The organism is Candidatus Phycosocius spiralis, assembly GCF_030158815.1.
Taxonomy (GTDB): Bacteria; Pseudomonadota; Alphaproteobacteria; order Caulobacterales; family Aquidulcibacteraceae; genus Aquidulcibacter; species Aquidulcibacter spiralis.
Genome location: NZ_BPFZ01000012.1, coordinates 26,999 through 50,632, shown reverse-complemented (window position 1 = coordinate 50,632; position 23,634 = coordinate 26,999). Strand labels below are relative to the sequence as shown.

Annotated in this window: 22 protein-coding genes; 14 read left to right on the top strand and 8 right to left on the bottom strand. The window is 48.6% G+C overall.

What is annotated here, in order from left to right; genetic code table 11:
* The first annotated feature begins 570 nt into the window (after positions 1-570).
* The 4 genes from PsB1_RS09335 to sdhB all read left to right on the top strand — a co-directional run bounded on the left by PsB1_RS09335 (position 571) and on the right by sdhB (position 4,928).
* The gene (locus tag PsB1_RS09335; RefSeq protein ID WP_284360662.1) at positions 571-1,509 is read left to right on the top strand and encodes a radical SAM protein; all 939 of its coding nucleotides are present in this window, start codon (positions 571-573) and stop codon (positions 1,507-1,509) included.
* A 452-nt stretch (positions 1,510-1,961) separates the two neighbouring features.
* Entirely contained in the window at positions 1,962-2,438 is a 477-nt protein-coding gene (locus tag PsB1_RS09330; protein ID WP_284360701.1) for a response regulator, read from the top strand.
* Positions 2,439-2,799: 361 nt separating this feature from the next.
* Complete coding sequence (locus tag PsB1_RS09325) at positions 2,800-4,026, top strand: type III PLP-dependent enzyme domain-containing protein (protein ID WP_284360660.1); 1,227 nt, start codon at positions 2,800-2,802, stop codon at positions 4,024-4,026.
* 119 nt (positions 4,027-4,145) lie between these two features.
* Positions 4,146-4,928, top strand: a complete 783-nt coding sequence (gene sdhB, locus PsB1_RS09320) for a succinate dehydrogenase iron-sulfur subunit (RefSeq protein ID WP_284360659.1) — start codon at positions 4,146-4,148, stop codon at positions 4,926-4,928.
* Here the strand turns inward: sdhB and PsB1_RS09315 are convergent.
* Positions 4,925-5,338 (bottom strand): hypothetical protein, encoded by a 414-nt coding sequence (locus PsB1_RS09315; RefSeq protein ID WP_284360658.1) that lies wholly within the window; start codon positions 5,336-5,338, stop codon positions 4,925-4,927. The two genes, sdhB and PsB1_RS09315, sit on opposite strands and share 4 nt — an antisense overlap.
* Before the next feature lie 175 nt (positions 5,339-5,513).
* On the opposite strand from PsB1_RS09315, the gene PsB1_RS09310 reads away from it, so the two are divergent.
* Positions 5,514-5,924, top strand: coding sequence for an MmcQ/YjbR family DNA-binding protein (locus PsB1_RS09310; RefSeq protein ID WP_284360657.1), 411 nt, complete (start codon positions 5,514-5,516; stop codon positions 5,922-5,924).
* A gap of 72 nt (positions 5,925-5,996) precedes the next feature.
* Here PsB1_RS09310 and PsB1_RS09305 read toward each other — a convergent pair whose 3' ends face one another.
* From PsB1_RS09305 to argE, 3 genes are all read right to left on the bottom strand, one after another.
* The gene (locus PsB1_RS09305; protein WP_284360656.1) at positions 5,997-6,707 is read right to left on the bottom strand and encodes a M48 family metallopeptidase; all 711 of its coding nucleotides are present in this window, start codon (positions 6,705-6,707) and stop codon (positions 5,997-5,999) included.
* Positions 6,708-8,138: a carboxyl-terminal processing protease CtpA gene (gene ctpA, locus PsB1_RS09300; protein WP_284360654.1), complete on the bottom strand. Its 1,431-nt coding sequence runs from the start codon at positions 8,136-8,138 to the stop codon at positions 6,708-6,710.
* 245 nt (positions 8,139-8,383) lie between these two features.
* Positions 8,384-9,574, bottom strand: coding sequence for an acetylornithine deacetylase (argE, locus tag PsB1_RS09295; RefSeq protein WP_284360653.1), 1,191 nt, complete (start codon positions 9,572-9,574; stop codon positions 8,384-8,386).
* Between the two features lie 112 nt (positions 9,575-9,686).
* Here argE and metK point away from each other — a divergent pair, with 112 nt between their 5' ends.
* Complete coding sequence (gene metK, locus PsB1_RS09290; protein ID WP_284360652.1) at positions 9,687-10,883, top strand: methionine adenosyltransferase; 1,197 nt, start codon at positions 9,687-9,689, stop codon at positions 10,881-10,883.
* 4 nt (positions 10,884-10,887) lie between these two features.
* On the opposite strand, the gene phbB is transcribed toward metK, so the two are convergent.
* On the bottom strand, positions 10,888-11,610 hold the full coding sequence (phbB, locus tag PsB1_RS09285; RefSeq protein WP_284360651.1) for an acetoacetyl-CoA reductase: 723 nt from the start codon (positions 11,608-11,610) through the stop codon (positions 10,888-10,890).
* A 932-nt stretch (positions 11,611-12,542) separates the two neighbouring features.
* On the opposite strand from phbB, the gene PsB1_RS09280 reads away from it, so the two are divergent.
* Complete coding sequence (locus PsB1_RS09280) at positions 12,543-13,580, top strand: LysR substrate-binding domain-containing protein (RefSeq protein ID WP_284360650.1); 1,038 nt, start codon at positions 12,543-12,545, stop codon at positions 13,578-13,580.
* 24 nt (positions 13,581-13,604) lie between these two features.
* On the top strand, positions 13,605-14,027 hold the full coding sequence (locus PsB1_RS09275) for a helix-turn-helix domain-containing protein (RefSeq protein WP_284360649.1): 423 nt from the start codon (positions 13,605-13,607) through the stop codon (positions 14,025-14,027).
* A 68-nt stretch (positions 14,028-14,095) separates the two neighbouring features.
* On the opposite strand, the gene PsB1_RS09270 is transcribed toward PsB1_RS09275, so the two are convergent.
* Positions 14,096-15,079: a quinone oxidoreductase family protein gene (locus PsB1_RS09270; protein ID WP_284360648.1), complete on the bottom strand. Its 984-nt coding sequence runs from the start codon at positions 15,077-15,079 to the stop codon at positions 14,096-14,098.
* A gap of 871 nt (positions 15,080-15,950) precedes the next feature.
* On the opposite strand from PsB1_RS09270, the gene PsB1_RS09265 reads away from it, so the two are divergent.
* The 6 genes from PsB1_RS09265 (at position 15,951) to PsB1_RS09240 (ending at position 21,912) form a co-directional block, all read left to right on the top strand.
* Positions 15,951-16,244 carry a DUF6489 family protein gene (locus tag PsB1_RS09265; protein WP_284360647.1) on the top strand — a complete coding sequence of 98 codons (294 nt, stop codon included), beginning with the start codon at positions 15,951-15,953 and terminating at the stop codon, positions 16,242-16,244.
* Complete coding sequence (gene mnmE, locus PsB1_RS09260; RefSeq protein ID WP_284360646.1) at positions 16,241-17,554, top strand: tRNA uridine-5-carboxymethylaminomethyl(34) synthesis GTPase MnmE; 1,314 nt, start codon at positions 16,241-16,243, stop codon at positions 17,552-17,554. The genes PsB1_RS09265 and mnmE overlap by 4 nt, the downstream gene beginning before the upstream one ends.
* Positions 17,555-17,650: 96 nt before the next feature.
* Positions 17,651-19,519 (top strand): tRNA uridine-5-carboxymethylaminomethyl(34) synthesis enzyme MnmG, encoded by a 1,869-nt coding sequence (gene mnmG / locus PsB1_RS09255; RefSeq protein ID WP_284360645.1) that lies wholly within the window; start codon positions 17,651-17,653, stop codon positions 19,517-19,519.
* Positions 19,506-20,186, top strand: coding sequence for a 16S rRNA (guanine(527)-N(7))-methyltransferase RsmG (gene rsmG, locus PsB1_RS09250; RefSeq protein ID WP_284360643.1), 681 nt, complete (start codon positions 19,506-19,508; stop codon positions 20,184-20,186). Before mnmG ends, rsmG begins: the two co-directional genes overlap by 14 nt.
* Complete coding sequence (locus PsB1_RS09245; protein WP_284360642.1) at positions 20,183-20,992, top strand: ParA family protein; 810 nt, start codon at positions 20,183-20,185, stop codon at positions 20,990-20,992. The genes rsmG and PsB1_RS09245 overlap by 4 nt, the downstream gene beginning before the upstream one ends.
* Positions 20,989-21,912 (top strand): ParB/RepB/Spo0J family partition protein, encoded by a 924-nt coding sequence (locus PsB1_RS09240; RefSeq protein ID WP_284360641.1) that lies wholly within the window; start codon positions 20,989-20,991, stop codon positions 21,910-21,912. Before PsB1_RS09245 ends, PsB1_RS09240 begins: the two co-directional genes overlap by 4 nt.
* Here the strand turns inward: PsB1_RS09240 and ribD are convergent.
* Both ribD and gpmA read right to left on the bottom strand, forming a co-directional pair.
* Positions 21,892-22,575, bottom strand: a complete 684-nt coding sequence (ribD, locus tag PsB1_RS09235) for a bifunctional diaminohydroxyphosphoribosylaminopyrimidine deaminase/5-amino-6-(5-phosphoribosylamino)uracil reductase RibD (protein WP_284360640.1) — start codon at positions 22,573-22,575, stop codon at positions 21,892-21,894. The two genes, PsB1_RS09240 and ribD, sit on opposite strands and share 21 nt — an antisense overlap.
* Positions 22,575-23,294: a 2,3-diphosphoglycerate-dependent phosphoglycerate mutase gene (gpmA, locus tag PsB1_RS09230; RefSeq protein ID WP_284360639.1), complete on the bottom strand. Its 720-nt coding sequence runs from the start codon at positions 23,292-23,294 to the stop codon at positions 22,575-22,577. The genes ribD and gpmA overlap by 1 nt, the downstream gene beginning before the upstream one ends.
* Positions 23,295-23,634 lie beyond the last annotated feature (340 nt).

Genomic DNA, 23,634 nt, shown 5'->3' with positions numbered 1-23,634 from the left:
TGGAACAAAGTCCAACTATCTCCCTGTGACAATGTGTCACCTTTATGTCAAGTGTCTTTCATTCTCAGTTGCAGCAATGGCTACAATTTCAGTTAGGATACCTGATCTTGCAACTGACGCAGTGATCAGACCGGATGCATACCTGAACCGCCTACATGATGTACACGATGCGGCTTGGGTTCAGCAAATCTTTGGAAAAATTGAAATTAGTCAAGAACATAATGCTCTAAGGTTGCACGAGTCTTTAACATCTATGTCCACTCAGACGTCCAGTTACAGATCAGCTGCATGAAGGGTCTTTTAGACTAAAGTTGGGGTATGCACGATGAAGCGAACGTTCTTGTTTTGGCGAACATCTCTGCGCTGATTGTTTGGGTGAAGCTTCGCAAAAAATTTCTATGAAATGGCAGATGAAGTATAGGGCATTTGCGATCGTATCCAAGCACTGTGTGAACATATCAAGTCGGGTGCTAGGATGAGCTGTCCCATTGTTCCATTCCGAAATGCTGGTTTAAAAGATGTACCATCAACTTTATACTTAACCAGCAAAGCCCACTGGAGCTGACCATTTTGGCACTTTATCCTACGCAGAAATTTCAAGATCAGGACCGCACCGCAAAGGGTGAGCCAAGAGCCCGTGTGACATTTGAGGGATTTAAGACCTTGTGGTTTAACACCGGGACCTTGTGTAATATAACATGCGTCAATTGCTATATCGAAAGCTCGCCCACCAACGACCGCTTGGTCTATCTGACTCCGGCCGATGTTGCTTCTTATTTGGATGAACTAGCAACCCTTAAGTCCCAGCCGATTGAGATTGGCTTTACCGGTGGGGAGCCCTTTCTCAATCCTGATATGATTGAGATTTTACACCTAACCCTTGAGCGTGGCCATTTTGTGTTACTCCTCACCAACGCAATGAAACCAATGATGCGCCCCCGCGTACAAAGAGGTCTGACTGAGCTATTAGCACTGTATCGGGAGAAACTGAACTTTCGGGTGAGTCTAGACCATTGGTCGCCCGTCCTGCATAATCAAGAGCGTGGGGAGGGTGCGTTTGAAGAGACCTGCCTTGGTATAGATTGGTTGGCCGCACAAGGGGCAAAGCTGGCGATTGCGGGACGCAACTTGTGGGGTGAAGGTCAAGATGAGAGTCAAGCAGGATTTGCTGCACTGATTGAGTCGCACCAATGGCCCATTCAATTAGATCAACCATTCGCTTTAGTTTTGTTTCCTGAGTTAGATGCGCATGCCGATGTGCCTGAAATTACTCCCAACTGTTGGACGATTTTAGGGGTGGATCCTTCAAGCCTAATGTGTGCAAGTTCTCGCATGGTGGTCAAACGCAAAGGGGCCAAAAATCCAATAGTTCTGCCTTGTACCTTATTACCCTATGAGCCGGCTTTTGAATTAGGTCGGACTTTAACTGGCAGCCAAGGTGATACGAAGTTAAACCACCCCCATTGCGCCAAATTCTGTGTTTTAGGTGGGGGATCTTGTTCTGCTTAGTGTCACACTATCGTGTGGATTTGTCTTGCTTGGCCCTGTAGCAATGTGGAAGAGGGCACACATTGGTAAGATTTACAGCCGAGATTGACCACCCATTATTCCGATTATCCTGTCTTACTCATTGAACTGGCTATTCCATAAAGCCCGCAGTTATCGGCCCATTCTCATATCGGTACTGACATCTTTGTATTGGTCTTTAAGTGTGGGTTGGAACAGGGATTTATATAGGCTAATGAGGTGTATAGTTTATTTTTAAACTATTATGTAGAGAAGGAATCAAAATTTACCTTCAAATTAAGTCATTCTAAGCAAATTATAAATTAAAAAGTAGGATAATTATTATAAGCAGGCATGAAAAACCCTTTTCATGTTCATGCAGACCTGCCTCATATTATGTATGTGCAAGGAATATTAGTGATTTGACTCTAACGACTTCTTCCCCTCTTTCTATTATGATTGTGGATGATAACCACCACATGCGCAGCATATTGAAAGAATTATTGCGCGCTGCTGGTATATACGAAGTCAAGGAAGCCAGCGACGCCGTAGAGGCGTTTGAGTTTATGAGATCGGTTCCGGTTGACTTATTGTTGGTCGATCTGGCTATGCCCATGGTTGATGGCGTTGAATTCTCTAAAATGATCCGAACCAATCATGACAGCCCCAATCCTTATTTGCCAATTATCATGATTACCGGCCATTCTGAACGCTCGCGTGTCAATGCTGCACGTGATGCGGGTGTGAATGAGTTTTTGGTCAAACCTGTCACAGCTAAAAGCTTGATGGACCGTCTATCCTTAATTGTGAATAGGCCGCGTGGGTTTATCAAAAGCAAAAGTTATTTTGGCCCAGACCGGCGTCGCAAGAATGACACCACCTATGGAGGTTCTGATCGGCGTACCTCCAATGGGCAAAAGGATAAGACATAGAGCAAGGCCATGGATGTGGTTGAGCAACATATCTGGTTATAAGCAGTCTTTAGCGTGAAATGACCATCTGATATTTATGCATTTTTTTCATTTTTGGTGTGTTTGACTGGCTCAACAGAAAAAAACGATTGCACCAAAAAAAAATAGTCTTATACGCGTCGCTTCCGGCGGACCTGGAAACAGCATCCAGTCCACTAACGCCCCCTCGGGCCCAGGCCACACGGCAGCGGCTTCCACCCCCGCTTCCGGCGTAAGCTTCCAAGGGCGGACCTGACTTACATCCGGGCATTGATCGGATTTCTGATCGGTGTCTAGCATGTCCGACTAACGCCGGCCTGGGTTTAGATCATAGGGGGATCCAATGGATCACTTCACAAGTGCGCACGACGCTGTCGTGCACCTGCGTCCTGACGTGCCACTGGCGGTCAATCGGCCACATCGCGTCCGGGCGGCTACGCGTTGGTTCCTTGATGCGTTTGAGGGCGATATTCTCTACGCGGTAAAAGCTAATCCGTCACCATGGGTATTGGAAGCGCTGTGGCGCGAGGGTGTGCGTCACTTTGACGTCGCCTCAGTCAATGAGTGCAAACTGGTGCGCGACATGTTCCCTACTGCAACTTTGGCCTTCATGCATCCGGTCAAGAACCGCACTGCCATTGCACGCGCCTATCATGAATTTGGCTGCCGCATTTTCGCGCTCGATACCCTAGAGGAGCTTCGCAAAATACAAGAAGAAACCGGGGGCGCGACGGATCTGACCTTGATGGTCCGCCTTGGTGTCAGCAATGCCGATGCAAGTCTAAAGCTTGAGTCCAAGTTTGGCACGCATGGGGAAGAGGCAGTGCTCTTGCTTCGCCATGCCCGTGCGGCGACCGAAGAGGATTTAGGGGTGTGCTTCCATGTTGGCAGCCAATGTATGAGTCCCAATGCTTGGCGCGACGCACTGTATGAAACCTCAAAACTGATTATTCAGGCAGGTGTTACCGTCGATGTTGTCGATGTAGGTGGTGGTTTCCCAGCTGTTTATCCCAATATGGCACCACCCCCCATGCAAAGTTATGTTGATGAAATCCATCGCTTGTTTGATGCGATGCCCGTCACTATGAATTGTAAACTATGGTCAGAACCTGGGCGCGCCTTGGTCGCAGAGGCCACTTCTATCGTGGTGAAAATTGACCTTCGTAAGGGCAATAGGCTTTATATCAATGATGGTTCTTACGGCACTTTGTTTGATGCAACCCATATTAAGTGGCAGTTTCCAGTGCGCCTCATTCGATCCAACACCTTGGATCAAGGCGCAACATGCGCAGATGAGCTGCTCGTCAGCAAGCTGGCCGATTTTAGCTTTTTTGGACCAACATGTGATTCCTTGGATTGCGCTGAGGGCCCGTTTCGCTTGCCCGAAGACGCTGCAGAGGGCGACTGGATCGAAATTGGCATGCTAGGGGCTTATGGCGTCACCATGAAGACTGGGTTTAACGGCTATGGCGAGGTGATTGAGGTACAAAGTAGCGATACGCCTTTTACCTCAATGTTTCCAAGCGATCAGCCCGCAGGCCAAGTGGTTCCGCTCTACGCCAAGGGTTAAGTCTTCGCTTTAAGGTGCCTTAGGACTGCATTGGGAAGTACGATACCCTTTGCCCAAGGCCCAAACTTGCCCTATGTCACAGTCAAAACATTTTGAGAGACGATAAGGATAGCCGCTGTATGGTTCAGCTTACACTTCCAGCCAATTCTCGGGTAACCAAAGGCAAGCATTATCCAGCACCAACTGGCGCAAAAAAAGTGCGTAGGTTTAAGATTTACCGCTATGATCCTGAGACTGGACATAATCCGCGCTGGGACACCTATGATGTGGCCGTCGATCAATGTGGGCCTATGGTTCTTGATGCGCTCATCCATATCAAAAGTACGATGGACGCGACCTTGACTTTCCGCCGCTCTTGCCGCGAAGGCGTTTGTGGCTCTTGTGCGATGAATATTGGTGGGCGCAACACTTTAGCCTGCACCAAAGGCCATAGCGAGGTTCTAGGTGATACAATCGCAATCAGCCCGTTGCCTCAAATGCCTGTGATCAAGGATTTGGTTCCTGACCTAACCAATTTTTACGCCCAATATGCTTCCATTGAACCTTATTTGCAGACCACCACACCCACCCCTGAACTAGAGTGGAAACAAAGTCCACAAGACCGTGAATCATTGGATGGTTTGTATGAGTGCATTTTATGCGCCTGTTGTTCCACCTCCTGCCCGTCTTATTGGTGGAACGGCGACCGTTATCTCGGCCCTGCCGTATTGTTACAGGCTTACCGCTGGTTAATTGACAGCCGGGATGAAGAGAAGGGGAAACGTCTAGACCATCTAGAGGATCCATTCCGCCTCTATCGCTGCCACACAATAATGAATTGCGCTCAAGTTTGTCCAAAAGGCCTCAACCCAGCCAAAGCCATTGGTGAAATCAAATCTATGATGGTTGAACGCGCGCTTTAAAGGCGCAGCGCTCTGCTGATCCTGTCGGCAAAATGGGTGAATCTGGGATAATCTTCGCAGATAATCTGTACAAAAACATCCCACGGCGGTATATTACTCATGTAAACTGGTCCTTCACTCCCAACATAGGCACCACCGCCCACCCCAACGTACAAACCACCACCTGGTCCTTCATACAAGCCACCACCTGGGCCTGCATAGAGACCCCCGCCAGGCTCTGTGCTTAAGCCACCCCCGCGACCTGTTGATAGCCCGCCGCCCGGGCCAGTATATAGTCCACCACCTGGGCCAGTATAGAGCCCGCCGCCAACATCTCGAGATGCACCCCCGCCTGGCCCAATGTATAATCCTCCACCCGGCGAAGAATTACGTCCACCTCCGATGCCGAAAGATTGATTGCGCGGCCACATTTCAGATTCCTCATAATTGGGATAATGGGCTAATCGATAAAGGTTAAATCCTTCTGAGTATCAAAATTGAAAATCGAACTAAATCACTGTTTATGAATTCTTGGCTGATATTTGATTTTAATTACAATCTATATTTACCTTGATATTTTCGATTTTTGATAGCTATTTTGCATAGATGAAAAAAAGCAAGGATCCCAAAATTATTGAGCCAAAACCGAAGTTGTTGACGTGGGAGGCTTTGCGGGCTTTTGCGCTCAGCTTGAACTTACCCAATGTGGAAGATGCAGTCTCTTGGGGGCAGCCCAATCTCAAAGCCCATGGCAAGTTATGGGTGTGGTGGAATAGCGAAGAACATGCGGCTGTGTTTAAATCTAGCTTTGAAGAACGCGATTTTCTCCTAGAATTTAACCCTAACACTTTTTTTATTACCCCCCATTATCGCAATTGGCCTTTGATCTTAGGGCGTCCGGATCGTTTGGACCCTGCTTGGGTGGCTGCCAATTTAGAGCGCGTATGGCGTTCGCAAGCCAAAAAATCGTTTTTAAAAAAATGGGATGATGAAAAAAGGGCAAATAAATGTCATTAAGTTGATTGAAGCCTACCACCTAGTCAAACCCAAAGAGAAAAGGCTCATCCACCATAAATAGATATTCAGTCCTTAGAAGCCTAAAGCCAATAGGGTATCCCCATGCGCCCTCAACCAAGCGCGAGCTGGTTTCCAATCTGGCATTAAAGATGTAACCAGCATCCAGAATGAATTGGAGTGATTGAGTTCAACCAAATGCGCCATTTCATGGGCGACCACATATTCAAATACCTTTGGCGGTGCACCAATCAACCGCCAAGACAACATGATATCGCCATTCGCCGTACAAGACCCCCAGCGCGAGCGTGTGTCACGTATCGTGATCGTATTGGGCGCTTTACCCAGTTTTGCGCTAAAGACTTGAACATAGTGATAGGCGTCGCCGTGGGCGAGGGCCTTGAGGGCCAACTTAGTTCGCCCGGCCATGCGTTGTGGGGGCGCAAAAATCTCCAAAATGGGCTCTTGGCCATCATGAAAACTTGCCGCTTGTCGGCCGGGCTTTCGAACCAGCTTGGTCGGCCGCCCACGAAACAAAAAGCTGGCCCCTTCTTCAAACGGGGCAGGCAACGGCAAGGCAGTCAGCCGCGCGTCGATCCAACCGCTATTTTGGTGGGCAAAGCCAAGTGCATCAGAGAGCTTGACCCGCGCTGGACCTGAAACCATGACGTGGCGCTTGATCGGATCCACCCGCAAGGTCAAACGCTTGGTCCCTCGACGTGCAGTGATCAAGGCCTGAACCTGCCGCCCAGACGGTAGATGTAAGTTGGCGAGATGGCGGATCATCTAGTTTGGTGCAGTCGCAGCCTTAGCAGGAATCCCCTCTTGCGGCTTTAATTCAGCGCGGCGCGTCACAGTCATCGGAGCACGCTTAGGCAAGCCAGCGGCGAGCAATTCATAAGCGCGCTTGAGTTGATAATCCTCACCCTCTTTCCAGCCAACAGGTGGCATTTCTTTGGGCATGTGGGGCAAGGAGCGCTTGAGTCCACTCTCATTATCGAGTGCATGGGGCAAATCCTCTTCACCACGAAACATGGCTTTGCGCTCTTTGAGTTGTTCCTCGGTGGTCCGCACCGCTGCAATCTCGATATCAGGTTCAATGCCCGCGCCCTGAATAGAACGCCCAGCAGGGGTGTAATATTTAGACGTGGTCAAGCGCAGCGCGCCGTCGCGGCCATTACGCAGCGGGATCACGGTCTGGACCGAGCCTTTGCCAAATGAAGCCATACCAACAATAGTGGCACGACCACGGTCTTGAAGGGCACCCGCCACAATCTCTGAAGCAGAAGCCGTACCCTCATTAATCAAAACGACCATGGGCACGCCCGCCAAACGTTCACCCGGTGTGCCATAATAACGCTGAATATCATCGGGCCTTCGTCCACGTGTTGAGACCACCTCTCCACGGTCCATAAAGGTATCGGCCACTTCAATTGCTTGGTCGAGTAATCCACCGCCATTGTTGCGGAGATCGAGCACAATCCCCTTCAACCGCCCGCCCAATTGGCGCTGAATATCGTCAATCGCTTTATTAAGGGCTTGGCCGGTACGCTCGTTCACAAAGGTTGAGATCCGAATATAGGCAAAATCACCCTCAATCTTGCTGGTCACGGGCTTAAGCACGATGACTTCGCGCTTCACCTTGGCGATAAAAGGCTCCATCGTATCGCGCGCCACGGTCACATCAATGGAAGTGCCCACAGGGCCACGCATTTTCTTAACCGCTTCATCAAGTGGCAACCCAAGGATGGAGACACCGTCCACCGCAATCAGTTTATCACCCGCTTTGATACCAGCCCGTGCCGCTGGACTATCGTCCATTGGCGAAATGACTTTGACAGCACCGTCTTCGCTGGTAACTTCAATGCCGATGCCGCCATATTCGCCACGGGTTGAGACTTGCATATTGTTGAAGGCTTCGGCGTCTAAATAGCTGGAATGTGGGTCAAGGGATTGCAGCATGCCATTGATGGCCGCGGCCACCAATTTGTCATCCTTAGTCGGCACCACATAATCGGTGCGAACCCGCGCCATCACGTCAGCAAACATTTCAAGTTGGCGTAAGGTATCCTCACCCTTGGCGGCTGGAACCGGGATATCACCGCGCCCACCCGCAGACCAAGCAACCGCACTGGCCCCAAGGGCCGCGCCTAAGCCCAAGGTTCCCGCCAGAACCGGGGCGATCCACCAGCGCTGTGACTTTTGGACGTCTTTCATCTTATGCTACTCCAACGCGTGACAAGGTGGTAAAGGGCACCTGAATTCATATCATATAGTCTAGCCAAATCCGTTAGGCACTTTTTAGTGCAGTCCATGACAAACCTTTAATCCTTCTAACTTTGGTTTGAACATAGCGCGTGCACTTGCTTGGTTACCCTCTAAAGATGTGCAAATTATGATTGAACACGTGTTTTTTCAACTATCGTTGAAATGATTGGCGTATAGATGGTTGGCTATGATGTTTAACTAAGAAACGTGCCCGAATCTCCCCGCATACGCTGCACCAAAGCGATCATGAAATCTACACAAGCTTGTAACTGCGACATTTCTATAAACTCATCGGGCTGGTGAGCCTGCAAAATCGAGCCTGGTCCGCAAATTACTGTCGATAGCCCGCCTAGTTGGAAAATGCCGCCCTCGGTCGCATAGGCAACGGCACGCATAGAATTATCCCCAGTCAGAGCACGCGCCATAGCTTCAGCTTTACCATTGGTTTCAGGTAACATGGCGGGAGAAAAAGAACGCTGTGTCATGACAGCGCCCCCTTCGGGTGCCTTAAGCTTTATCGCTGCGTCTAACTCTTCCACCCATTGCGCAATGCTCGTTTGATACGCTTTGGGATCATCGCCTAATTCAAACCGGATATCAAAAATGAAATGACACGATTGTGCCAATATGTTGGAAGCGGTACCACCTTGAAGCACCCCGATTGTGATTGTGGTTCCAGCTGGCTCAAAGGAACTGTGCTTTGGGGCTTTAGCACGGGCTTGATCGGCAAGCATGTAGATTTTTGCCAGCAGTGGCACAGCTTCCATGATCGCTGAAACACCTTGCTGTACTTGGCTCGAATGTGCTGCTTTGCCGGTTATTTCCACCTGATAAACGGCCAAACCCTTTTGTCCTGAAACAACCCGCATATCGCTTGGTTCACCGATGATAACGCAGTCCAACGGCGCATAATCAAGGCCAAGCGCGCGAACCAATGATGGTGCACCTAAACATCCAATCTCCTCATCATAGGTTAGGGCAATATGGATCGGCGCTGTGAGTTTCGCCTCGGCCATATGGGGTGCCAAGGCTAAGGCGCAAGCTGCAAACCCCTTCATGTCGCAGGTGCCGCGCCCATAAAACCTGCCATCTCGTGCTACCAAGGTCCATGGATCGCTGGTCCAATCTTGATCGTCGACCGGAACAACATCGGTATGTCCCGACAATACTATACCCCCCGGTTTGGTGAGTGGTCCAAAACTGACTATCAAATTGGCTTTCGTGCCATCACGATTGGGAATACGCCGCGTCACGGCACCAAGCCCCCTAGTCCGAGTTTCAACCCAGTTAATCAATGGCAGATTAGAGTTGCGTGACGTCGTATCATAACTGACTAGATGGCCTAGAATTTCAATAGTGTCACCAAGAAGTTTTTGCTTATTCATAGCAAGACTGTGACATGAAGTCTGACTAAGCGCTACTTTTTTCGTTTGCTATGTTGATTTCAAGATATAAACATGTATTTATATCTCAAATAATCGAGACTGGAGTTATCCCTTGGCCCGTACTTCATATTTTTTCACCTCTGAGAGTGTATCTGAGGGACATCCTGATAAAGTTTGTGATCGGATTTCAGATGAAGTGGTCGATCTTTACTTTCGCCACACAATTGCTGAAGGGCTTGATCCATGGGCTTTACGTTGTGCGGCTGAAACCTTGGCAACCACCAATCGTGTCGTCATTGCAGGGGAATTTCGTGGCACCAACAGCGTAACCGAAGACCTAATCGCCCACACTGCGCGTATGGCCATCAAGGATATTGGCTATGAGCAAGACGGGTTCCATTGGCAATATGTCGATATAGAAGTGCTCTTACATGGACAGTCTGAGCATATTGCCATGGGTGTGGATGCGTCGGGTAACAAGGAAGAAGGAGCTGGCGACCAAGGCATTATGTTCGGATATGCCACCAATGAAACCCCAGAATTAATGCCAGCACCCATCCAGTTTAGCCATAAAATTCTTAAAGATTTGGCCAATGCGCGCAAAAATGGCGTTCTGGCCATGCTCGGCCCCGATGCGAAAAGCCAAGTCACAGCGCGTTACGAAAACGGCAAAGCCGTTGCTGCAACATCGATTGTCCTATCAACCCAACATCTCGATGAGAGACTGTCCAGTGATGACATTCGCGCCATTGTAGAGCCTTATATACGTAAATCACTTGGCGATATTTTGCCGATCGACCAACATTGTGTGTGGCATATCAATCCAACGGGCAAGTTTGTCGTCGGGGGTCCCGATGGTGATTGTGGTCTGACTGGGCGCAAAATCATCGTTGATACTTATGGTGGGGCGGCCCCCCATGGTGGCGGGGCTTTTTCTGGCAAGGACCCCACCAAAGTTGATCGATCTGCGGCCTATGCAGCCCGCTATCTCGCTAAAAACATCGTTGCAGCCGGTTTAGCAGATCGGTGTACCTTACAATTATCCTATGCCATCGGCGTGGCTGAGCCCTTATCCATATACGCCAATTGCGATGGGACCGAGCGCTGCGATTTGAACTTGCTTGAGAAGCGATTACCGCAATTGATAAAGCTGACACCGCGTGGCATTCGCAGTCATTTAGAGCTCAACAAACCGATTTATGCCCGAACCGCAGCTTATGGTCATTTTGGCCGTGCCCCAGAGGCCGATGGCGGTTTTTCGTGGGAAAAAACCGACTTAATCGATGAGCTCAAAGACCTGCTCGTTTAAGAAATCAGCCCGCAATGAATTGCGCGCCGTTAATGGTCAAAGTGGATCCATTGATAAAGCCTTGATCTTCAACCAAAAAGATGACGGCGCGCGCGATCTCTTCGCTTTCACCTAGGCGACCACATGGTATGGATGCTTTGACTTTGGCCAAGGCATCTGAGTGCATGGCTGAGACCATTTCAGTAGCAATATAACCCGGTGCAACACAGTTTACGGTCACGCCCTTGGCAGCCCCCTCCTGGGCCAAGGCTTTGGTGAAGCCAATCACGCCAGCTTTAGCGGCTGAATAATTGACCTGACCAATTTGGCCTTTTTGGCCATTGATCGAAGATATATTGACAATTCGACCAAACCCACGCTCGCGCATGCCATTGATCACAGGGCGGGTGCAATTAAAAAGACTATCAAGATCAACATTGATGACCGACCGCCATTGTTCTGCGCTCATCTTATGGAAAAATCCATCCTTGGTAATTCCAGCATTATTAATCAGAACCGAAATGGGCCCTAACTCTGCTTCGATCCGGCCCATCGCCTTCGTGCACGCCTCATAATCTCCTACATCAAATTTATATGTAGCTATACCGGTTTGGGCGGTGAACGCCTCTGCAGCTTGATTATTACCCCCATAATTAGCACCAACCACATAGCCAGCATCGCGCAAAGCGATCGAGATCGCGGCACCAATGCCACGTGAGCCCCCTGTCACAACCGCAACTTTTTTCATGTGTTTCCTCACCTTTGTTTCAAAGCTTATAGTTGCTTACCCTAGCGAAGCCTGCCTAGCTTGGAAGTTACTATTATGTCGCATTGCAGTTGAATTTTTGAAAAGGTCAGTTCGCTATAGGCTGCGTGGTCTATGCTACATCGTCCATAAGTGTGGCTTTCCTGTTTAGATTCCTGCACGAAACCCCAATGATTGTTGCCATCTCGAATAAGCTAACGCTAAGGACACTGAGTTACCGACACTCACTGTGTTGCGTTTGAATAAGTTCAATCAATACCTCTAACCGGTCGATGGCGGCATATAGACCCTTTCAGCTTCTAACTCTCGAACTTGCATCAGGACAGGTGATAAAATCAAGTCATCACTTGGGCTGAATGGTTCTTGTTCGCTCAATAACGAGCTTACCATAAGTAAGATTGGTTCACTGGGCATCTATTCTAATCCTTGGCTGATAGGGTCCTTCAATTGTGCGGCTGCTACGATTTCTCATGTCGTTGGATTTGTGGTCAGTCGCACCATAGTCATGCTAAAGATCTTATTCATTCAAGCTCAGAGCTGGTGGCAGCTTTAAGATTTTCGCGGACATCCGCTGCAGCCAGCTTGATGTATCTAAGTCCAGCTTGATGCGTCCAAGTATAGTTGGGGCGGCCATTGTTCGGTGTGGTACTAAAGCTGACCTAGTAAACTTGAATGTCATGATCATCTTTTCCAAAGCCGTCTTGTCGATTGTGATTTTCCAATCAGCAACCAGATGTACCGAGGTGCTTGTGGCTCCTATGCGCAAAACTGACCCTTCTCAACAGCTCAAAAAATAGAACGAACTGAAAAAGTGTGCTTAATTCATCAAATACTAAAAAATCTACTTGGGAGTTCACAAGATTTGCAATATAGTTAAAGTTTATTTGAGGAGTAGTGTTCCTTTGAACCAAATCATGCGGCACAAATCTATTATGTCGGATCTGCATGTTTTTCATGACGCTGATTTATGTAGGGGGCCTAATGTTACAGCGCACGCGCTGCGTGTGCACCCCTCGACGGTATCAAGGGCTTTAGATCAACTTGAAGCGGATTTGAATGCCCGGCGGGTTCGCCGAACCGCTCAAGGGTCTGTCCTAACCAACGCAGGTATTCTTGCCCACACCTACAGACGCACCATTGATTATCACAACGGGGAGCTGGATCGCGACATTTGTGATTCTGCTGCCGTTTCCCCAAATGGAGCCGTCACCTTATTTTGTTCGGATGAGGTTGCTGTTCAAGTAATATGCCCAGCATTAACCCACTTATTACGCGAAAACCCAAAACTGGATATTCACCTTGTTTCTGGTTTTAAGCCAAATCGGCCATTGGAATCTGATGCGGAAATTTCCCCTAATTTTAGTGCAGAACCCATAAGTGGTTATTGTTCGCACTGCTTGGCATTTTTCCACCATGGTTTATTTGAATCTAGGTCATTATTCGAGCTTTATGGCATGCCAGCTTCCTTGGAAGATGCTTTGTGTCATACCTGCCTAAACCATGAAGCACAAACCCATACCGAGGCTATGAAGCGCCAATTTCCGCCCTTTCAGACTTTGGCCCGACGTCGCGTTGAAACTAATTCCAGCGCCGCTTTTGTTGAGGGCGTTCTGGCTGGTATAAGAATTGCATGGCTGCAAATAGCTTTGGTGCCAATGTACCCTGAATTGGTTATGGTAGGCAGCCCTGCAACAGCGATAGAATTGAGTATGGTGTATCATCGTGATCTGGAGCGCATACCACGTATACAAGCGATTATATGCTGGCTCGAATCTATTTTCGATCAGCGTACAAAACCATGGTTTCTATCAGAATTTATCTGGCCGAGTGATTTACCCACTCACCCAATCGAGTTAGCGGGTGACATGCTAAATGGCACAGGTGAATTTGCTAAGACGGTACCCCCAAAATTGCGGGTGCTACTATATACTATCAATCAATCAGGTGTATGAATCTGAAACAATGGAGTAAGTGAGTTGTCAGTAAAAGAAATCTTAAACCCTCGAAAGGCCGATGATTTGGACCATTTTGTGGCGCAACGGGTGCGTCGCCAACGTGACGCTGTTGATATGACACAAGACCAATTAGCCCAGGCACTTGGTATCTCGTTTCAGCAGCTTCAAAAATATGAGCGCGGCGTGAATAGAATATCAGCTTCACGCTTGTTTCAAATTTCCTGTGTACTTGGCGTTGGGCCTGAATATTTCTATGAAGGTGTCGATACCTCCCAATTTGTCCAATCACCAAAATCAGAGCGAAGCGAACCGCCACAATCCTCCATCTTAAGCTTGATCGCACAAAATCCCGATGCAACCGATCTGGTGATCGCTTTCGTGGAGATCAAATCCCCCAAGCAACGTCAAAAAGCGATTGATTTGATACGCTTGCTTGCCGATTAAAGACAAGCTTACCAGAATAATACCTAACAGAGCGCGTCTGGTTTGTTACAAACCGGACGCGCGCCTAGTTATTCACTTGGTTCGGGGATCAAAATTGTTGAGCCGACAGTGTTGCGACTTTCTAATTCCTTATGTGCGCTGGCAGCATCGACGAGTTTACGCCTCGCACCGATAAGGGGGCGGATGATTCCACTTTGTACCAAACTGAACAAACTACTCGCAGCTTCATCTAACTCTTGTCTCGTTGAAACATAATCAAATAAAGTGGGGCGCGTTAGGAATAAAGACCCACGTTTAGAAAGCTCCAATGGTGAAATTGCTGGTGGTGGGCCTGAGGCGTTGCCAAAGCTCACTATCAACCCCCTTGTTTCGCAACATGCCAGAGTGTCCATGAACGTATCTGCTCCAATGGAATCATAGACAATTGTACACCCCTTGCCATCGGTTAGACGCATAACTTGATCAACAAACCCATTTTTTCGATACAAAATTGTGGCATCGCAGCCATGTTGATGGGCAAGATCTGCTTTCACTTCTGAGCCTACGGTTCCAATGACTCTAACCCCGAGATGGGCCAGCCAGGTGCAGGCCATCAAACCAACACCGCCAGCCGCTGCATGAAATAGCACTGTATCGCCTTTCTTGAGCGGCTTGAGACGCCGAACCAAAAATTCTGCTGTTAGACCTTTAAGCAGGATTGCTGCTGCTGTCTCAAGATCGATGAAAGCAGGGACAATAACCGCCTTGGTTTCGGCAACAGCAACATAGCCAGCATAGGCACCAAGGGGCCCTAAACAGAAAGCGGCACGATCTCCTACCTTAAAACGGGTAACTCGCGCACCAATTCTAACCACAGTCCCGGCCCCTTCAAGCCCGAGTGCAGAAGGATAAGAAACAGGATAAATGCCTGTCCGGTGATATATATCAATAAAATTGACACCGCAGGCAGCCAGTTTAATGAGTATTTCTTCGGGTCCGGGTACTGGGATGGGTGCTTCTCGAAGTTCTAGCGCTTCGGGGCCACCGGGCTTTGAGACGACAATTTGTTGCATCCTATGCTTGTCACTCACTTTAAATGTAGGTTCGCTGGTTTGCAAACTTCGCCCCATCACCATTTTCATCCGCTAATTTGGTGTGCAACACATGTCCAAGCCTAAGATGTCACTGGATTATGCTAACAGAAGCGTGTTGAGCTGTGCAATGATCTTCTGTTGCGCCACTTCTTTGACGATCAAATATTCTCAACCTCTTACAGCAGCCGACGACTTGGTCTTGGGCCTGCATTGGCCTACCAACCGAAGATAAGAACACCAAAATAGCTGCCACGGGTACCTATATCCGACTGATTCGCTACGACCTAGCTTTTTGGCCTACCCAGATATCCGCCAAATGTGCCAATATGGGCCTTAGTCTGGCAATGTTACCAAAGAGGCGGTTCTTTATACAATAGCCTTGTCTGAAGCATGAATCGTCGTAAATTACGGAAAGCTTGGTGCATCCCTTTGATCATATCACAGCGATATCCATGCAAGGCTTGATGCGCTAGATATTGTCAGGTCGCGAACCTACTAAAATGGCCGGCAGACCTATCATTATGGTCACACATCACCTCATAATCATAGTTTCTCTCCGAAAGAACTAATAGTTCATGGATCTTTGGAGTTACGTCATTGGCTTGATTGGTCTGAATTTGCCCATTTGGGCCTACGATGTCACAGAAATGGCCCTTGCCATTGTCACACGGAAACAAGGTGATAGGAAATTTACTTGAAACTTGAGCCTAAACACACCCAATACCGTTATAATAGTTTTGAAATGGAGCTAAAATAGAGATATGCATGCCTTATCATTTTCAGATATGATCGCTATTAAGTTACAATGGTCTTGCGGGTATTATAGTCCCTAATTTTGCAGGAGAGTGGCATGAAAGTTTCACTAGAAGTTGACTTAACCCCGAGTGAGGCACGTGAGCTATTGGGATTGCCTGATTTAAGTTCGGTACAGGCCGCATTTGTTAATTTGGCCAAGGATAAACTCGATAAAACAGCAAGCATTGTCGATGTTGAACCGATGTTGCGCACTTGGACCGGATTAGGTGGCGTGGCAACCGATGCTTTGGGTGCCCTTGTCAGCGCGGCCTTTAAAGTTGCCGCCGGTGATGTTGGGACAAAAAACGGCTCATCAAGTGATCAGTCTCCAAACGATAAGCCTTCGTGAAATCTGAGACCATTATTGCACTGGCTTCTGGCTCTCTGCCCGCAGGCGTCGCGATTATTCGTCTATCGGGACCTGCATGTATAGCAGTCGCACATCGTCTATTTGGGGCAATACCTTCCGCCCGTCACGCCAGCTTGGTATCGATTATTGATGGCGATGGTGTTCCCATTGATCGTGCTTTGACGCTCTATTTTCCAAAACCAAAGAGTTTTACGGGCGAAGATGTTTTAGAGCTGCATGTCCATGGCGGCCCGGCCGTGGTGCGCGATACCTTAACCTGTTGCTTGGCAGTACCTGGTGTTCGCCTCGCCAATCCCGGTGAGTTTACCAGACGCGCCTTCGAGAACGGGAAAATGGATTTAAGTGCTGCTGAGGGGTTAGCAGATTTGGTTGAAGCCGAAACTGTGAACCAGCGGCGTCAAGCATTGCGCCAAATGGAGGGCGCACTTGCGCAAGAAATCACCCGTTGGCGCGATGCCATTATAGACTGCCTTGTAGATGCTGAGGGTGATATTGATTTTCCTGATGAAGATCTTCCGCCTGGTCTAAATGCGCGCGCACGGGTGCGGATCCAGGATTTGCTATGCAAATTGCAAGCTTATGCCCATGATGCCAAAAGAGCACAGCGGGTGCGCACTGGTTATCGGGTTGCCATTATCGGACCACCTAATTCCGGTAAATCAAGTCTCCTTAATAAGTTAGCTGGTCGTGATGCAGCCATTGTTGCACCTATTGCAGGTACGACCCGTGATATAATTGAAGTGCGCTTGGTGCTCAATGGTATGGTTGTTTTGGTTTATGATACAGCAGGAATTCGCGATACGAAGGATGCCATCGAATCTGAAGGCGTTAGACGGGCGACTATGCAAGCTGGAGACGTGGACTTACGTTTAGCCTTGATTACCTGCGACGAGGATAGATTAGAACTTAATTCATTGATGAAACCCGATGATTTATGGTTACTGGGTCAAGCCGATCGCATTGCATGGGGTCCTGCTCAGCGTGGGGAATTAGTGATTTCCAGTGTCCAAGATATTGGTATCAATCATTTAGAAATTCTGTTAGCTGATCGCGCAGCCCTTGATACCGCCCATAGTCAAGCCGCCCCCTTAACCCGGCTGCGTCATCAAGACGCGGTTCAAGAAGCTATAGGATGCCTTGCCCGAGCTGCAGATGCTACACACGCTTCACCTGAACTCATTGCTGAAGATTTACGCCTTGCTGCGCGGGCTCTCGGTCGTATTGCTGGTCAAGTTGATGTGGAAGATGTTTTGGACCGATTGTTTGCCCAATTTTGCATTGGCAAATAATCTAGCATGTTTCACGTGAAACGCATCTGCCATGTTGAGTCGACGCTTGCCCCTTATTTCAGTATGTAAGCTTCACTTTATTTAATTGAGGCCACTATGGATCAGCATTTTGACACCATCATCATTGGTGGCGGCCACGCAGGCTGCGAAGCGGCTTCTGCCAGTGCTCGTCTTGGGGCTAGCACGTTACTGATTACCCATAGAGTTGAAACCATTGGTGAAATGTCATGTAATCCCGCAATTGGTGGTCTTGGTAAGGGCCATCTTGTCCGGGAAATCGATGCCTTAGATGGCATTATGGGCCAAGCCGCAGATGCGGCAGGCATACAGTTTCGTATGCTCAACCGCTCTAAGGGACCTGCCGTTCGTGGTCCAAGAGCACAAGCCGATCGCGATCTTTATCGTAGGGCGGTACAAAAAATCCTTACTCAACAAGATAATCTTACTATTCTTGCGGCCAGTGTGGAGGATTTAATCCTCGACCAAGGTGTGTGCATTGGTGTCATACTCGCTGATGGTGTTAAATTGAGGTCCGGGGCGGTTGTTTTAACCACAGGAACTTTTTTGAACGGCATGATCCATTTGGGTCAAAAGACATGGCCCGCTGGACGAATTGACGAAGCCCCTTCCATTGGCCTCGCCAACACGCTTTACCGCCTCAATTTACCCATGGGCCGCCTAAAAACTGGAACGCCTGCACGCCTCGATGGTCGTACCATTGATTATAAAGCATGTGATCCGCAGCCTGGTGATGATCCACCTATTCCGTTTTCCTTTCTAACCGGTGCGATCACACTACCGCAAGTTCCGTGCTGGATAACTTGTACAACGCAAGCAACCCATCAGGTTATTCAAGATCATTTGCATCTTTCTTCGGTTTATGGCGGCGCGATTTCTGGTCGTGGTCCGCGCTATTGCCCATCGATCGAAGATAAAATTGTACGCTTTGCCGACAAGGACAAGCATCAAATCTTTTTGGAACCAGAAGGTCTTAACGACCCGACGATATATCCTAATGGCATTTCGACATCTTTTCCCGAACACATACAACGCGCCTTTATTGCTACGATTCCTGGTCTTGAAAGAGTGGTCATTAATAAGTTCGCTTATGCGATCGAATATGATTATGTTGATCCCCGTGCATTGGGTTCGGATATGTCTGTCTTAACCGTGCCAGGACTTTATTTAGCTGGGCAGATTAACGGGACAACAGGCTATGAGGAAGCGGCAGCACAAGGCCTGATGGCAGGATTGAATGCAGCGCGCTATGTTGCCGGCCAATCGTCTGTCAGTTTTGGCCGTCATGAAGCCTATATTGGCGTGATGATTGATGATCTTGTTACGCGCGGCGTGACTGAACCCTATCGTATGTTTACTTCCCGCGCAGAATATCGCTTGAGTTTGCGCGTCGATAATGCCGATCAAAGACTGACTCCCATTGGTATCAAACTGGGCTTAGTCGGCAGGGTAAGACAAGATGTTTTTGCAACCAAGCTTCGATATTTAGAGCAGGCGCGTCACTATGCCACCAGCACCCATTTGACTCCAACTCAGGCTAGTCGCATGGGCCTGATGGTCAATCAAGACGGTCGTAAAAGGTCACTTTTGGAACTGATGGCACTGCCTGAAATTGGTCTTGAACGGATGAAGTCATTGTTCGCCGATTTAGCAAATTTACATCCTCAGGCTTTAGAGCAATTAGAGATCGAAGCTTTATATGCAGGCTATTTGGATCGACAGGAAGCCGATATTATTGCATTTCGCCGCGACGAGGATTTAGCTTTACCGTTAGATCTTGATTACAGCACTATTGGCGGGCTATCCAACGAGGCTCGGGAAAGATTAACATTGGTCCGGCCAACCAGTTTGGGGCAAGCTGCCCGTATAGAAGGGATAACTGCGGGTGCGCTGACAGCCCTACTTGCCCATGTCCGCCGTGGAAGTCCATCTCGTGCCCTTGCCTGACAATCAGATCATTGGAACAATAGATGAATTACAAGCCCAAGAACTGCTAGTGAGTCATATTGGTGCTTCACGTGAAACATTGGATCGATTTAGGGCCTATCAGAGCTTGCTTGAAAAATGGGCCCCTCGGATTAATCTGGTCGGTGCCTCAACGCTGCCGTACTTCTGGTCACGCCACATACTCGATTCTGCGCAAATTCTTCCCCTTGCGCCACCCAATGCCGTATCATGGGTTGATTTTGGTTCAGGCGCTGGCTTTCCTGGCCTAGTATTGGCCGTTTTGCTAGAGAACAGGCCTCAATCGACCCTGTTCTTAATTGAAGCTAACACGAAACGCTGTGCCTTTTTGCGTGAGGCCGCTCGGGCGATGGAGGTAAAAGTTGAAATCATTCAAGCAAAAATTGAGGATGTCGCACCAATTAAACTGGATGTCGTTACCGCAAGGGCCTTCACATCATTGGATCAACTCATGACCTATGCCGTCCCATGGATGGCACAATCAGGTCATGCACTCTTTCCAAAGGGACAAGACATTCAAGCTGAACTCATAAAAGCCTCGACACGATGGCAATTTCAGTCCATTATTTATCCATCACTGAGCGACAGCCGAGGATGTGTTGTCAAGATTTTCAATTGTCATTCTAAATTAGGTTTATGCCAACTATGAAACCGACACGTATTATTGCTATAGCTAACCAAAAAGGCGGCGTAGGCAAAACAACCACGACGATTAATCTCGCGACTGCATTAGCGGCTGTAGGCGAAGCCGTTTTGATCATGGATTTAGACGCACAGGGTAATGCCTCTACTGGCCTTGGTGTGCGGGCAGCCGACCGTCGCATCACTACCTATGATGTTATGATGTCTGAAGCGACAATTGGGGAAGCAGCCATCGCGACACTCATTCCAAATTTGGCCGTAATTCCTGCCAGCGTTGATCTTGCTGGGGTTGAAACGGAATTGTCGCAAGCTGCTGATCGGGCGTTTCGACTGCGCGAAGCATTGATCCATCATCGACAAGATGTTTCACGTGGAAACAGCATCGCTTATAGCTATATTTTGATTGATTGCCCGCCATCGCTGAATGTGGTCACGATTAACGCTATGACAGCTGCACATGCGGTACTGGTGCCCTTACAATGTGAGTTTTTCGCCTTAGAAGGATTATCGCAATTGATGCGGACGGTAGACTTAGTGAAAGGTTCACTTAATCCAACTCTAGAAATCCAGGGCGTTGTTCTGACGATGTATGACCAGCGCAATAATTTATCTGATCAGGTGGCCCTAGATGTTCGGTCACATCTAGGCGAAAAGGTCTATAGCACAGTGATACCGCGCAATGTTCGCATTTCAGAAGCGCCATCTTTTGGTAAGCCAGCCTTGCTGTATGACCATAAATGTTCGGGCAGCCAAGCCTATATGCGCTTAGCTAGTGAAATATTGCAACGCGAGCGAGCAATGTTAGCAGCATGAGTGAAGAAGCAGAACTGACCCCTAAAGCGCCGCTTAAAGCCGAAAGCCGAACACCACGTGGCTTAGGTCGCGGATTATCTGCTCTTATTGGGGAGGCTGAAACGAGCCACGCTGGGTTGGTAAGGGGCGATATTGGAACTCGCGAGATTGGTCTGGATCTGATCGTCCGCAATAAAAGCCAACCACGTCGTCAGTTTCATGAGGATGAGCTTCAAACGCTGGCTGAATCACTTAAACAACACGGCATTTTACAGCCCTTGTTGTTGCGACCCTTGGAAAATGGCTCTGGTAAATATGAAATCGTAGCGGGGGAACGTCGCTGGCGTGCTGCCCAACTGGCAGGCTTGCATAGCGTACCTGCCCTGATACGCAATTTTGATGATTTGACGACATTGGAAGTCTCAATCGTTGAAAATGTGCAACGAGCAGATCTTAATCCTATTGAAGAAGCTATGGCCTTTCAGCAATTGGTGGAGCGCTTTGGAAGAACCCAACAAGCCATTGCCGACGCGATCGGGCGAAGCCGAGCGCATGTATCCAATACAATCCGATTGCTGACACTTCCGGAATCAGTTCAAAATCTAGTCAAAACCGGCGAAATCAGTGCCGGCCACGCGCGTGCGATCATTCAGGCACCCGATCCATTCGTTGCAGCCCGCCTAATTATTGATCAGGGATTAAGTGTGCGTGACGCAGAAAAATTAGCTTCAAATCGAGATCCCAAGATGGGACGGACAACGCGGTCAACAAGCCAAGCCGATGCTGATTCTAAGGCTTTAGCCCATGATTTATCGGTTGCCTTGGGTCTAGAAGTCGGACTGACGCATAAAAATGGGGCTGGTGGGGCGTTGACGATCCATTATCGTAGTTTGGAACAATTAGATGATTTATGCCGCCGTTTAACCGCCACTGGCCGTTGACGGCTTATCTATTGAATCAACGATTCCTAAGAGCATCGCCTGTTTTGCTAAAAAGCTACCGGGTGATATACAAACACGCATCATGCCTTCTTGGCCAAGTTCTAAGATCATTTGCGACAAAGAGGCTGTAATTCCATCGTGTAGAACCGCATCAAACGTGCCATCATCTTGCCCAACATGAAGCCAGGGCAAGCCAGTTCGCAGCCGCTTCACAAATCCTGCAATCTGTGTCTGCCCAGCCTCTGAAAACAGTCCAACATGAACCTCAATGTCGGCCTGCCGCAACCGCCTAACCCCCTGACCGGTAGTACGTGGATCGGGATCAAGAACGCTGATAGTTACGGATTTGACGCCTGCTTGTATCAAGGCATCGCTGCAGGCAGGGCCACGGTTGCTTTCATGTGCGCAAGGTTCCATGGTGACATACACAAAAGACCCATCGGCTTGATTTCCAGCTATAGCTAAGGCTACTGCCTCACCATGCGGCCGACCGGATACTTGTGTCCGCCCCTCTCCAACCACTATGCCATTGCGCACAATTACACAACCAACACTTGGATTTGGAGCCGTTTTACCAAGACCGTCGCGAGCGAGCTCAAAGGCGCGACCCATGAAGCTCTCATCCAATGCCGACCAAGTCTTGGTTGCCAACCTATCAGACATCAGCGCAATTCTGGGACTGTTACCGCGCGTGAAGGATCAAGATAAGTTGCACGAATTGGCTTCAACTCCTTATCCAGTTCAATGAGCAATGGATTTCCAGTAGGGACCTCAATGTCCATGATATCGCTACTAGAGAGGTTAAACACATGCTTGATGATCGCCCTTAACGAATTTCCATGTGCAGAAATTAACACGTGTTCGGATCGCAATTTTGGGACAATGGCCTCTTGCCAATAGGGTAAGACCCGGTCCAATGTCATGGCAAGGCTCTCACCATCAGGTAACAGACAGGGTGAAACATCTCGGTAGCGTCGATCATGGCTAGGGTGAAGGGGATCGGAGATCAGCTGGGCAGGCGGTGGGATATCAAACGACCGCCGCCAGATCCTAACCTGTTCTTCTCCATGTTTTGCCATCGTCTCGGCTTTATCAAGCCCTGTGAGGGCCCCATAATGGCGTTCATTCAAACGCCAGCTCTTTTCTTCAGGAAGCCAACAACAATCCATGGCTTGAAGCGCCAGCCACAGGGTGCGAATGGCACGGGTCTGAAAGGAAGAAAAGGCATAAGAGAAATCAACATTTGCCGATCTTAAGAGGGTGCCTGCATAACGCGCTTGGGCTTCACCTTCCTCAGTTAAGTTCACATCTACCCAACCTGTGAACCTATTTTCAAGGTTCCATTGTGATTGACCATGACGGAGGAGCGCAAGTTTGGGCATTGGTGTTCCTTAACCACATACACTAAAACGGTGGTGGGAAACATCCCTAAAAGCTTTATCGTAGGAAAATCAAGCGTCCAAACGCCCTTATCGTCGAAATGAGAATGCAACATGGATTGGCACAAAATTGAAATGCAAACATCCAAAGCAGAAAAGAGCAGGTAACACGACCGAAGGTGCTTTGCATGCAAATCAATCTATTGCAGCATTGCTGCAATGCAAAAATGAAAAAAATAATGATTACAGATCATTTGAAGAAATGTGACTTAAATTCTAAAGATCCAAATGCAAAAATGCTTGATTATCTCGCAGATGCAAAATAAAAAGCATTGAACGCTTT